Raw genomic sequence first — 12295 nt, 5'->3', positions numbered from 1 at the left:
TTAGGAAATAATGCTAAGTAGTTCTTCTTGACTATTTTATACCAAGCCTTCTCAGAATCGCAAACCATTTGACCGACAAGATTTAGACAAATCACTTCACTATCCGAAAAAGTTGGTTTAGGTCCCGAACGTTCAACTAACTGACCGACTTCTTTGTAAATTTCATCTATAATGAAAAAAGTAAGGGTCAGAAAATCTGATAAATTTAACTCTTTTATATTATCTTTGAATACTGAATCAATTGCGATTTGGTGCATAGGTTATCTCTTTTTATGGTTGCACCTTAGAGATAACCTTTTTTACTGAAAATTCCAAACTAGCACAATCGGTATAGATATTGCATTTTTAATGCAATAAGAATGATTAAAATAAAAAAATAATTAGTTATTTATTTACGTCAAAATGCTTGATAGATACAAGTACAAATGTGTTGCACCCAATTGTTGAGTTATTTGATATTGAATCCAACTCTAAAAGAGATATTCGCAAGTTCCTTTTTTGTAGTGCTTCTGGAGGATTTTGTACTTTTACGACATTATAATATTTATCACCTTCATAAACGATACTATCTCTTGAAAGTATGCGATTTATAGGCACAGGCATATACTGCTCAAAACTAATCAGCCAAGTATTGGTATTATCACTACAATTTTGTACTTTGCCTATAACAGTGCCGCTTCCTTCAAAGCCAGAAAAGCGAGGGTCAAAAGGAGCGGGTTTGCTACACGAAATAGCGAAACAAATTAGGATAAAAGGAAAAAAGTATCTTTTCATTGGTTTTAATACACAGTTTAAAGTAAAACTAATAATGACTATTGAAAAAAAGACGTATCAGTAAGAACTATCGTTGCAACGAAGGGAAAAGACAGGCAAAAAATAGCTTCTTTTGCTTGGCTGAATTGTACTTTGCAAAGGTAGCCAATATCCAGATTCTCTCCAAAAAAAGCCACTGCAAATGCCTTGCAGTAAGTATTATGATTTTATGAATTGGTGAGAGATTTACTTTTTTGCAAAATTTTGATTTTCAAATATTTGTATTTTCTCTAAACGCTCAAACCAAAAAAAGTATTCAATGTGAACGAAATGTTACAAATCACTGCAAAACTCTTGCAGTGAGGAGGATATAAAGTAAGCTCATGCTTCCCTCTGAGGGAAGCATGAGCTTACTTCACTTCCTATACTTCCACAGATACGCTAATACCTCAAACCGCCAATCTTTCTTGTACACATAGCTTTCTGCCACAGGGCAGTAGAGAATAGGTGCGCCCATGCCTCTTAGTTCTTTGATGTAGTTGTAAAGTGTTCTTTCGCTGATGTCTAACTTTTTGGCAAGTGCGGCAGGCTTGCCTGTTTTCTTTTTTTTAATCTGCTCGTGAATGTCTAATAGTTTAGTTAGTTTAGTCAAACTCATAGGGAGGTAGTAAAAAAAGATTAAAACGCTAAAATTCCTCAAGCATTTTTTAGCATTACATATTTGCGGCTTTATGAGGAATTTTAGCAAAATTCTGTTTGAAAAGCACTTACCTAAAAATATAGCTTACTCTTGGAAACAAGTGAAAACCAGACCAAGGGTGTACAGTTGGCATGAGAAATATACCTCCTTCCAAGCCAACAGCCCAACGATTTGCGATGTTGAAGGAAAACTCTCCTTTGAACGGGAAAGCCAAATCGGTAGTTCCTACATCTGAAAAAGACTGAAAGAATAAATCTCCGTTCCGTAACTCGTATATGGGAAATCTCCTTATTTCCGTCATCAGATTCAGTCCCGTACCCAAAGTAATACTAAATCTTTCTACATTGATTATGCGATACTTATACATGAGTGAAAAAATACGAAACTCACTATCAGAGGCAGGCACACTACTCAGCGGAGGCGTACCTTGCCTATAAGGATTAAACATATATTCGTGCCTTCCTGAGGTATAATTGCTACTAAGGATATGTCGTTCGGTAATAAAGTAATTTATATCTAAGGCATAACCTCCACCTATTTGAGGTGATTCAAAGCGTTTTCCCTCAGGGGAAGTGAATAATCCTATCCCTAAAGACAACATGAGGTCTTTACGCTCTTGGGCATATAGCTCTGTAGAAATAACAAAATTGAGAGATAAAGCGATGATTAAACAAGAAAATAATCGTTTCATAATTTTAATGTATTTTTGATAATAAAATAACCACTTCGCAAGTTTATAGGACTTGCGAAGTGGAAGATTAAGAGTTACATTGTAAAGAAAATCTGAAAAGAGAAAACAGAAGAACTTCCATAATATCTTCCAGAAGGTTCTCCTTTCCATATAGGTTGCAGTCCAAGATTTCTATCAAAAGGTTTTTGAGGGATAGAGGTATTTACTGTAATATTCTGTCCTAAAAAATTAAAAGTAGCTTGTACCTGTAGCTCATTTATCCAACCTCCTCCATCATCTTCTATCCAATTATAATTCACTATTTCGCCATACAAAGGTAACCAAGTAAATAAGAAATCACCAAAGTAGCAACCATTCTGACCTCCTCCGTGAGTTTCTGAAACACATGTCTGGCTTGCAGAAAAATTCATATTATCAATAATCCTACTTGCACTTTGCCCTCCATTAGAACTAATAATTACATTTAAACGCATATCCCAATCTCCCAGCCACCAACTTTCTATCTCTGTGGGATTTGTACTGTATAATCTGCCTAAATATTCAGGACTATTTTGTAAGCGGCCATTAGAGGAAATCTTCTTAGGGGGACCGTATCCTTTAAATACATTGCCTTCTAAATCTGTTCTCTCGCTCATGCCAACGACAATGATAGGCTCTTTTGGTGTTTCCTTTGCACTCAGGTAATGTACGCTCCCATTTGCATCATAAGCCTTTATAGCTAAAACTTCGTTTTCTCTTATTCCTTGAGGGGCTACTGCTACTAAGGGTACAAAACTATCTGTATTCCAACCTTCGCAGCCTACAGGTACGGAGATTTGAAATAAAGGAATTTTTGCTGATTGAGAACGAATATCTCTATTGGTTTTAACCAAATTTTCCTCTATAGTTGCTCCTTCTTTAGTTTTAAGATTTTTGAAGGTTTTATACAAAATATCGTAATCTCCGTCAAACATTTTCAATGCTTCTTCTTTTATCAACTCTCTTATTTCCTTTTCTTTCATTTTAAGAGCCAAGGTAAGAGCAAATTTGTCAAGATTTTCATTAATCTCAACATAGTTGAAGTTGAGTTGTTTAGCAGTCATCACGTCGTTTGTTGCTTCATTGAGCGGCACTATTCGCTGAGTATATAGAGAAGTATTTTCTCCTATCTCATTCAGCCCATTCTTACATCCTCCCAATACGAGTAGGCAGAGCAATAAGGTGGCTAAAATTTGATTTTTTAATAAAAAAAGCCCATTAATTTGGAAATTTGGAAATTTGGAAATTTGGAAATTTGGAAATTTGGAAATTTGGAAATTTGGAAATTTTCCTTTTTGATTAACTTTCATAAATGTTCGTTTAAAAAAATAATTTACTTTAAAAAAGACGTATCAGTAAAAACTATCGTTGCAACGAAGGGAAAAGACAGGCAAAAAAAAATAGTTTCTTTTGCTGTCACTTCCTATACTTCCATAGATACGCTAATACCTCAAACCGCCAATCTTTCTTGTACACATAGCTTTCTGCCACAGGGCAGTAGAGAATAGGTGCGCCCATGCCTCTTAGTTCTTTGATGTAGTTGTAAAGCGTTCTTTCGCTGATGTCCAATCTTTGAGCAAGTGCGGCAGGTTTGCCTGTTTCCTTTTTTTTAATCTGCTCGTGAACGTCTAATAGTTTAGTCAGCTTAGTAAGACTCATAGGGGTTTAGTTAATGAATCAGGAAATATAATATTTTAGTTGTAAGAAGATTAATTTATTGAAAATCACTTAATTAATTATTAATCTAACAACTAAGTGATTTTCAGTTGAATAAACTCAAGTTTGTGCTTTATGCAGGAATGGAATTGCTACTTCCTTTTGACATAGAATTTCCCTTCTGTAACATTTACTTTTACATCAGTTTTGCTTTGTCCAACAGCAATAAAATTAAAAGAGCCTTCTACCTCATTATCAGTCCATTTACTTATATTGACACTTCCTTGTTCTACTCCAAGTGTTTTTGGACTTGTAACAAATACGTATTCTCCACTGATGCCCTCTGTAACAAGAGATGCACCTGCATTATCACCACTTGTTATTCCAAAAGGGAAATTAGTATTTTTATTGCGTTCTATATCGCCTGTTTTTTGGATTGTTAGATTTAAGTTTATTGAGTTTTCCCCACTAAACTTAACATTGACTATATTACTCGCAAAAGGCCAAACACTTTCAATACGCATTTGGGTAGCATTCCCGTTAATTTTCATTGTTGCATTGCCAGAAAACTCAGGGTTAGTTTCTTTTTTGCAACTAACAAGTAAAAAGATAAATACAGATAAAAAAAAAGCGTTTTTCATAATTTGATAAATTAATTTAATGATTAAAAAAAATAATAATAAACAGATTCCTTGACGGTCATTAAGAAATCTGCTTTATTGCTTACCAAGTTGCAGGGTCAACCACGTATGTTTGGTTATGAATGGGTACGTTTTCATAATAACGACCATCAATAGATACATTCCAACTTGCAGGAGAAGATGAAGCAACAGAATAGCTGTTTAGTCTGACATAATAACCTTGACCTGCTGTGCTAACTGTTCCTCCAAAATATCCTCCGCTAAAAGTTTCTCCTGCACAAGTAATATAGTAGCTCCGTCCTGCAATTGTTTTTGTAGATGTTTCTCCTGCTGTAGCCCAAGTCCCATTATTTTTACGATATTCTAATTTTACAGCAGTATATAAGTCATTGGCATATCCCCAGCCATAAGGGCCTAATGCAGGTTGGACATAGCTAAAAACTTCAAAAACCATTTTATAAGTAATTCCACCGTAATTGTATTGGTATTGATACCTTGCATCTATACTGCCGCCGGGTATGGTGGCATTTGCTGTAATTAAACCATCTGATGTTTTTTTGATAGGGATATTTTTAATGCCAAAAGACATTTTTCTTACTGATGAATTTTTAGGGTTGCTTCGTAGTTTTTTCAATAGCTTTTCATCAGCATTTTCAATAATATAAGCATAGCCATCAGAGTTAAACCATATAATAGATGTATCTATCTGATACTCTCCCTTAGTATTCAATAATGTCTGGTAATTTGGGGGAATATTAGATAGAACTTGTGATGCAATATTGCTAATATTGTAAGTTCTCAAGGAAGAAAAGCCTATTGTATTTTCCCATGTATTCATTTCATTTTCCGTCATATTTGCAAGTTGAGCCACAATCCTATTGTAAGCCTCTTGATTAGCAAATACCAATCTTCCATTCACCACTTTGACTTCATCTTTTGTAGTTAAAAAATTTGAAGTAGCTGTTTGCGATTGCTGCTCACTGATTTGTACTTCTTTTCCTATCTCATTCAACTCATTCTTACATCCTCCCAATACGAGTAGGCAGAGCAATAAGGTGGCTAAAATTTGATTTTTTAATAAAAAAAGCCCACTAATTTGGAAATTTGGAAATTTGGAAATTTGGAAATTTTCCTTTTTGATTAACTTTCATAAATGTTCGTTTAAAAAAATAATTTACTTTAAAAAAGACGTATCAGTAAAAACTATCGTTGCAACGAAGGGAAAAGACAGGCAAAAAAATAGCTTCTTTTGCTTGGCTGAATTGTACTTTGCAAAGGTAGCCAATATCCTTATTTTCTCCAAAAAAAGCCACTGCAAATCCCTTGCACCCTTTGTTATATTTTTGTAAACAAGAATGTGAATGAAAGGTGAATAAATTAGGGATTTTTATTTGATAAGATTTTGATTGAGAGCAAGTTATTTTTTTTAAGTAAGTCATAGAATCAAAAAGAAACCCTAATATAAACGGAATGTTACAACCTACTGCAAAATGCTTGCAGTGAGGTGGGTATAAAGTTAGCGAATGCTTCCCTCAAAGGGAAGCATTCGCTTAGAAAACAGTTTAAAAATCAGGTTTCTTGTAATAAAACTTCAGGGTAAATTCTGCATTCTTCATGTCCCCGATGAACTGGTCGCCCCAATAGAGCTTGCAAGTCATCAAAAATCTAACTTGGATGCCTCTTTCATAGCCAGCAATAGGGAATATTTCCTTGCTTTCTGTTACTCTCAATTCGCTACCTGTTTGGTTTCCCATAGTGTCAAAAAGACGACGATAGCCTCCCTCAGACAAACGTGGGTCTTGGGTAGAGAGAGTAAATATAAAGCCTCTTTTGAAGGCATAATTATATGTTCCATCAGAGCCTAAGATAGGGCTGGTTTCAAACTCTTTTTTACCTACAGCCAATATTCTTTTAAGCCCTTCAAAAGTGAAGTCTTCTGTTCTTATCGTGGGTAAATCAAGATAAATCCGTGTATTATTTCTCTGAACAAGGTTCATAGTAGTGTGGATATATTCAGGCTTTTTACCCTCTTCTACTTTATAACCAAAAGTAGGATGATTAAAAATACTATCCTTTTCACTTTCTACAATGCTGATATTAACTCCTAAAAATTCAGCTTTGAAGACAGCTAAATCTGCTTGTACAGGAGCATTTACTTGCTCTTCTGCTCTTCTGCAACCTGAAAATAGTGCAAAAAGTAACAATGCGATAAAAAGATGTTTTTTCATAATTCAAGATAAATGTTGTGGTTAATAATTAATACAATACCATTCTGTAGTATTTACAGCTCTTACGCATACACTCTTAAATGTATTTCTGCCCCCACAAGGCACTCTAAACATCGGAGATTGATTAGTAGTAGTTGGTTCATCAAAGGTAGTATTATCCCAATTGGTAAATCTCCAAACATAACTGTTGCTCGGTAAATTACAAATCTGCCAGATGGCTTCACAGGTGGAGATAGGAGAAACAGGCGTGTTGGGAGAACGTGGTGCCTCAAATTGACAAAAATATGGGGTAAGACGGATGTAGTCTTGATTGACTTGATTAGTAGTAACACTGTAGTAAGACCTACTTGCAGGTGAGAAAGCATGAGCATTCAAAATTGGTGTTAATATTCCTGAATAGCCTACACTAACAGTAATTGAGTAATTTCCTGTACTGTTGGTAGTCGTTCCTCCAATACTAACTCCACTGATACCTTGACCAGAAGAATTTGTAATTCTTCCAGAAATAGTAATAGTAGGTGCCGTAATCGTAACATTCAAAGAACCATACCTGCTTACAGGTTCGGGAGAACAACCAGAGCAAGAGACTTGGATAGTGCCATTACTACTTAAAACATTCCATTGTATAGTAACAGTAGTATTGCTTGAGGAAAGAACAGTTCCACCGCTCACAAACCAATTGGTCTGGGTACAACTTGCCCCAATGACAGAATAATTCCAAGTGCTGCCACCGATTACGTTTGAGCTACCCCCATAAATCGTAATGTTACCAGCTTGTGCGAATAAATCTGAGGAGAAACTACTCGTCAGTACGAAAAAGACGCAAGTCCAGCAAAGCAATAGTTTTCTGGGGGGGGGCTAAACCTCTGATAATTAATTTTTTGAATCATTTTGATATAAGAATTTTGTTTGAAAAAAATAGAATAGTAAAAGTTCAGAAAGTCAAAAGTGAGGATTAGTTTTTGAGTGTTCGCCAAAGCATAAATTTTACAATGAACACTTTTAAAGCAAAATCTTTGTCAATACGTATCAGTAAAAACTATCGTTGCAACGAAGGGAAAAGACAGGCAAAAAAAATAGTTTCTTTTGCGTTCATTTCCTATACTTCCACAGATACGCTAATACCTCAAACCGCCAATCTTTCTTGTACACATAGCTTTCTGCCACATGGCAGTAGAGAATAGGTGCGCCCATGCCTCTTAGTTCTTTGATGTAGTTGTAAAGCGTTCTTTCGCTGATGTCTAACTTCTTAGCAAGTGAGGCAGGTTTGCCTGTTTTCTTTGTTTTAATCTGCTCGTGAATGTCTAATAGCTTAGTCAGTTTAGTCAAACTCATAGGGAGGTAGGTAAAAAAACTAAAATGCTAAGTTGAAATAAGAAGTTAATGAAACAAAGTGTGCTTGTCCATCTGAAAGACCATGAGCATATTGTAATCTTAAACCACTATAAATATTTTCTCTTAGTTTAAACTCATAATCCATTTCTATTTTTATCCCTATCTCGTGAAGGCGGTGTCTTTTATTATCTCTTGTTACCAGCATGATTACTCTATTATTAGCTTGTATTTCTTGCTGAATAGGTCTGAGATAGTAGAGTCCGCTACCAAACCAGAAATGCTTATTACCCTTTAGAAAATTTCTTGCATAGCTAATATCCCAAATATTATCGCGATGGAATATGCGATAATTCTCGATATAAGCACTTAAAGTTTGTAAATTAACTACTCTCCTAAATTCTTGAAAGCCATAGCCTATGGACAGCCTATTGTCATCTTTCCAAACTTTGCTCAAAGAGATTGCGTAGGTATAGCCAATATGACTTTTTTTATAAATATCTACAATATCAGGTAAACTGAATGGGTTTTCTTGGTAACGGGTTAAGAAAAAGCTATATGCACTACCTCCACTTATTTTGATATTGAAAGTAGATTTTTCTTGACCGTATAGGGATTTGAAAAAAGTAGCTAATGCAATCAGAGTAATTAAAAACTTTAAAAACCTTTTCATAAAAGTTAATTCTTTTTTAGTAGAGAACTTGTAAAGCTATATAATGAATGATTTTACTTTACAAGTTCGTAAGATTAGATTTTTATATTCGATAAATTAATTTATTAAAGAATTTGATACTTCCATGCCCAAGCCCATAGGGTATTACATTCATAAAACGGCCAACCTTCTATTGAAAATCCACAGCCTTGATTGAGAGTAGCTGTAGCTAAATAGGCAGACCTTGTAATTGTAAGTTGTCTAACAATCGCATCTTGAGAGGTTATGGATATATTGTAGGAGAAATTGGCATTAGGATTATTCTGTCCTCTTGTTTGCAAACTACCACTAAAAGTTTTAGTTCCTTGGGTATCTTCTTCCCATACAGCATACACTTGTTGAGTATTATCTAATTCCCAATCAAAATCCCAAATGTGATTATCAAATACATACGCATTACTTGATATAGCACTTCTACTAAAATACAGAAATTTAATATTGCCATCAAAACTTGTAATTTGTTGATTTTCAGGCTTTAAATAACCGTCTATTTTACCGATATAAATCTCAGACCCACCACCATTACCAGTGAAACTAATCAAAGCATCTAATTGCTGGGATAGCTTACCATATAGATGATTTACTCTGAGAATAGTATTTTCTACTCTACCTGTAGAAATTGGTTTTTCAAATTTTTCTGCTTGCTTTATCTTATGTTCTATAGTGAGCGCATTATCATACAAGCTATTAATACCTATAATAAAAGTTGGATTTTTCATAGCATAAGCCTCATCAACACTTACATCTTCTTCCTTGTTTGTTTTTCTATCTATCTTTTTGCCCTTAGCAACATTTCCATCTCTATTCGCAAATACAAAAGTAATAGCCTCTCCCAGTCCTTCTTTAAAGTTTTTAGAATATGGGAAATAGATAGTTAGGTTTTTGTCGTAGTTCTGTATATTTGATTTACTACCACTTATATTGTTAAGTGTATTTAGATATCTTGCCTTAAATTTACTTGATTCAAGCCCTTGTTCTGTAACAAGTTTACTTTTAAATAATCTACTTTCTTGCGAATAGAGTAAATCATATAAAAAAACTTGTTCATCTAAATAATAACCCGAGTAAATCAACGCTAAAATTTCTTTCAAACACGCTTCTTCTTTTACTACTTCTTTAATAATACCACCAACTTCACTGATTTGGTCAATTGTGCGGGACATTTGTTCTATAGATATTGATTCATTTGTAGGTAATCGATTTCGAGAAAAAGAATCTTCTTTTATCTCAGTAATCTCACTTTTTTTGCACGAGTTAAGTAGCAGTAAGCCCAAAAAAACTCCTAAAACTTGCAATTTGAATAAATAATTTCTACTAAAAAATTTGGAAATTTGGAAATTTGGAAATTTGGAAATTTGGAAATTTTCCTTTTTGATTAACTTTCATAAATGTTCGTTTAAAAAAATAATTTACTTTAAAAAAGACGTATCAGTAAAAAGTATCGTTGCAACGAAGGGAAAAGACAGGCAAAAAAGTAGCTTCTTTTGCTTGGCTGATTTGTACTTTGCAAAGGTAGCCAATATCCTTATTCCCTCCAAAAAAAGCCACTGCAAATACCTTGCAGTGAGTGTTATGATTTTATGAATTGGTGAGAGATTTACTTTTTTGCAAAATTTTGATTTTCAAATATTTGTATTTTCTCTAAACGCTCAAATCAAAAAAAGTATTCAATATGAACGGAATGTTAAGAGCTACTGCAAAATGCTTGCAGTGAGGTGGGTATAAAGTTAGCGAGAGATTCGCTTAGAGGGAAGCTCTCGCTTAGAAAACAGTTTAAAAATCAGGCTTTTTGTAATAAAACTTCAGGGTAAAGTCTGCATTCTTCATTTCACCGATGAACTGTCCCCCTGAATAAAGTTTGCAGTTTAGGGAAAATCTTGTCTGTATCGCTCTTTCATAGCCAGAAGGGGGGAATATTTCTTTGCTTTCCACTACTTTTAACTCACTTCCCGTTTGGTCTCCTACTGTATGAAAAATGTTTCTATACCCCTGAGGTGATAAAGCAGGATTTAGAGAAGCCAACGCAAAAATAAACCCTCTTTTAAAAGCAAAATCATAGGTTTTATCATTCCCAAATATAGGATTAGTTTCAAACTCTTTTTTGCCTACAGAAAGCAACCTTTGGACACCTTCAAAAGTAAAATCTTCTACACGAATAGTAGGAAGATAAAGATGAATACGGTCATGAGGCTTGTTAGGGCGTGAAATCAAATCCATAAAAGCATGAATAAAACTTGGTCTTTTCCCTTCTTCCAATAAATACCCAAAACCAGAGTTACTAAAAATACTATCTGTTATGCTTTCTGTTAGTGAAAGAGATTGCCCCATAAAAGTAGCTTTAAAAGTAGCCAACTCAGCATTTACAGGAGTGATTACAGCATCTCTATGTTTGTTGCAACTTGTTGCTAACACACAAATTAATAAAATATAAATGTATTTTTTCATTTTTGTATCATATTTTTGCCTTTGAGGAAAGCAAAAACTCGCTTTCTTCAAAGGCGGGAACTTGAAAATTATTTTCGATAAGGAGCATAAAAATATTTCAAGGTCATCATACCGTTTTTCAAATCACCTTCGTAAGTATCTCCACTGTACAGCCTACAATTGATTTTTGCAGTTATCTCGATGCCCTTCTCAAAGCCAGCCTCTCCCGGTATTTCCTTTGCTTCTGTGATTTCTAAAGAATGTCCTTCCATGCCCTTGCTAATGAATGCTTTATTGGAATTGAAAAGTTTTTTACTTGAAAACATAAAGACAAAGGTGTTTTCATTGGCATTTACATCAGAGGTTAAACTTTCTGTTCCTATGTTTTTTTTACCTACATTGAGCAGTTGTTTTACCGCATCAAAATTGTACACTGAATACTTGAGCTTAGGAGCAGTTAGAGAAAGGTAATAGTTCTCATTTTGTAAAGTTGCTCCCAATTGTACTTCCGAAGGGTCTGCAAATACATCAGGAAGCGTAAAAAGAACAGAAGAATTATTAATGATATTGTCTTCGCCTAATTTTAAAGAAAGCTGATACCCTAAAATCTCTCCTTGAAAATCCATTTTAATAGATTCGCTTGGGTTTACAGGTTCTTTATTCGATTTACAGGAAGTAAAAATACTTGCTGTTAAATACAGCAGACAGCAAATTTTTAAAAAATAAGTTTTCATTTTTTCAATAGATTTAGTTAGTTGATTAATAATTAACACATAGAGAAGGTGTAGAGGAGCAAGCAGGTCTTACACATACATAATCAAAAACAGCCGCTCCACTACATCCACTAAACGCTCCCCAAGTAGGATTAGATGTATAAGCAGAAGCGGCAGGTTGTCCTTTTAATTTATAAGTCCAAGTATAGCCGCAATTGCTTGGCATATTGCAAACGGTATATTGAAGTATTGCATCGCAACCTTCAGTTTTACCATTAGAAAGAGGGCTATTGTTACAAAAGTATGGAGTTAAACTTGCGGTAATCGTAACGTTCAAAGAACCTATGCGATTTGCGGGTTCTGGAGAGCAACCGTAAGAAGATACTTGTACAGTGCCATTCCCATTGGTATTATTCCATTGAACACT

General features: G+C 34.5%; 16 protein-coding genes. All 16 read right to left on the bottom strand.

Annotated elements, in window-relative coordinates; genetic code table 11:
• Window positions 1-257, bottom strand: a 257-nt coding sequence (locus BM141_RS20615) for a hypothetical protein (protein WP_091549353.1), incomplete at its 3' end; no start/stop codon positions are given.
• 127 nt (window positions 258-384) lie between these two features.
• Window positions 385-774, bottom strand: coding sequence for a hypothetical protein (locus BM141_RS20610; protein WP_091549352.1), 390 nt, complete (start codon window positions 772-774; stop codon window positions 385-387).
• A 394-nt stretch (window positions 775-1168) separates the two neighbouring features.
• Complete coding sequence (locus tag BM141_RS20605) at window positions 1169-1411, bottom strand: helix-turn-helix domain-containing protein (protein ID WP_091549351.1); 243 nt, start codon at window positions 1409-1411, stop codon at window positions 1169-1171.
• A 109-nt stretch (window positions 1412-1520) separates the two neighbouring features.
• Window positions 1521-2144 carry a hypothetical protein gene (locus BM141_RS20600; protein WP_091549350.1) on the bottom strand — a complete coding sequence of 208 codons (624 nt, stop codon included), beginning with the start codon at window positions 2142-2144 and terminating at the stop codon, window positions 1521-1523.
• Between the two features lie 74 nt (window positions 2145-2218).
• Window positions 2219-3472, bottom strand: a complete 1254-nt coding sequence (locus BM141_RS20595; protein ID WP_091549349.1) for a DUF3103 family protein — start codon at window positions 3470-3472, stop codon at window positions 2219-2221.
• Window positions 3473-3578: 106 nt separating this feature from the next.
• Window positions 3579-3821 carry an HTH domain-containing protein gene (locus BM141_RS20590; protein WP_091549348.1) on the bottom strand — a complete coding sequence of 81 codons (243 nt, stop codon included), beginning with the start codon at window positions 3819-3821 and terminating at the stop codon, window positions 3579-3581.
• A gap of 149 nt (window positions 3822-3970) precedes the next feature.
• The gene (locus BM141_RS20585; protein ID WP_091549347.1) at window positions 3971-4459 is read right to left on the bottom strand and encodes a hypothetical protein; all 489 of its coding nucleotides are present in this window, start codon (window positions 4457-4459) and stop codon (window positions 3971-3973) included.
• A gap of 82 nt (window positions 4460-4541) precedes the next feature.
• On the bottom strand, window positions 4542-5510 hold the full coding sequence (locus BM141_RS20580) for a hypothetical protein (RefSeq protein WP_143091037.1): 969 nt from the start codon (window positions 5508-5510) through the stop codon (window positions 4542-4544).
• Between the two features lie 511 nt (window positions 5511-6021).
• A complete protein-coding gene (locus BM141_RS20570) occupies window positions 6022-6687 on the bottom strand; it encodes a hypothetical protein (RefSeq protein WP_091549344.1) in 666 nt (221 codons plus the stop codon).
• A gap of 21 nt (window positions 6688-6708) precedes the next feature.
• Complete coding sequence (locus BM141_RS20565; RefSeq protein WP_143091036.1) at window positions 6709-7527, bottom strand: carboxypeptidase-like regulatory domain-containing protein; 819 nt, start codon at window positions 7525-7527, stop codon at window positions 6709-6711.
• Window positions 7528-7779: 252 nt separating this feature from the next.
• A complete protein-coding gene (locus BM141_RS20560) occupies window positions 7780-8022 on the bottom strand; it encodes an HTH domain-containing protein (protein WP_091549342.1) in 243 nt (80 codons plus the stop codon).
• 19 nt (window positions 8023-8041) lie between these two features.
• Complete coding sequence (locus tag BM141_RS20555) at window positions 8042-8692, bottom strand: hypothetical protein (protein ID WP_091549341.1); 651 nt, start codon at window positions 8690-8692, stop codon at window positions 8042-8044.
• Window positions 8693-8796: 104 nt separating this feature from the next.
• The gene (locus BM141_RS20550) at window positions 8797-10026 is read right to left on the bottom strand and encodes a hypothetical protein (RefSeq protein ID WP_091549340.1); all 1230 of its coding nucleotides are present in this window, start codon (window positions 10024-10026) and stop codon (window positions 8797-8799) included.
• A gap of 478 nt (window positions 10027-10504) precedes the next feature.
• Entirely contained in the window at window positions 10505-11176 is a 672-nt protein-coding gene (locus BM141_RS20540) for a hypothetical protein (RefSeq protein ID WP_143091035.1), read from the bottom strand.
• A gap of 68 nt (window positions 11177-11244) precedes the next feature.
• On the bottom strand, window positions 11245-11889 hold the full coding sequence (locus BM141_RS20535; RefSeq protein ID WP_143091034.1) for a hypothetical protein: 645 nt from the start codon (window positions 11887-11889) through the stop codon (window positions 11245-11247).
• Window positions 11890-11914: 25 nt separating this feature from the next.
• Window positions 11915-12295 (bottom strand): hypothetical protein (locus tag BM141_RS23215; protein WP_177217484.1); only part of this gene is annotated, 381 nt, incomplete at its 5' end.

This window comes from Thermoflexibacter ruber (genome assembly GCF_900113045.1).
Lineage (GTDB): Bacteria > Bacteroidota > Bacteroidia > Cytophagales > Thermoflexibacteraceae > Thermoflexibacter > Thermoflexibacter ruber.
Note: the sequence above shows the minus strand (reverse complement) of the source record. Positions and strands in the feature narration are given on the sequence as shown.